Here is a 491-nt window from a genome sequence, read left to right as displayed (position 1 = left end):
GTGAGTAGCCTATGACTACAGGGGTATCTAAGCCCGTTTGCTCCCCTGGCTTTCGCGCCTCAGCGTCAGTTGTCGTCCAGAAAGCCGCTTTCGCCACTGGTGTTCCTCCTAATATCTACGCATTTCACCGCTACACTAGGAATTCCGCTTTCCTCTCCGACACTCAAGACTTCCAGTATCCAACGCCATACGGGGTTAAGCCCCGCATTTTCACGTCAGACTTAAAAGCCCGCCTACATGCTCTTTACGCCCAATAATTCCGGACAACGCTTGCCACCTACGTATTACCGCGGCTGCTGGCACGTAGTTAGCCGTGGCTTTCTCTTACGGTACCGTCAAAGACACCGGGTATTAACCGATGCCCTGTTCGTCCCATATAACAGAACTTTACAACCCGAAGGCCGTCATCGTTCACGCGGCGTTGCTCCGTCAGACTTTCGTCCATTGCGGAAGATTCCCCACTGCAGCCTCCCGTAGGATGAAGCACTGCT

General features: G+C 53.6%; 1 rRNA gene. It reads right to left on the bottom strand.

The features are described from left to right. A 16S ribosomal RNA gene (locus DK926_RS26940) occupies positions 1 to 491 on the bottom strand; the annotation flags it as partial.

Source organism: Rhodococcus sp. Eu-32 (genome assembly GCF_003336925.1).
GTDB lineage: Bacteria > Actinomycetota > Actinomycetes > Mycobacteriales > Mycobacteriaceae > Rhodococcoides > Rhodococcoides kyotonensis_B.
This window is presented reverse-complemented; position numbering and strand designations above follow the sequence as displayed.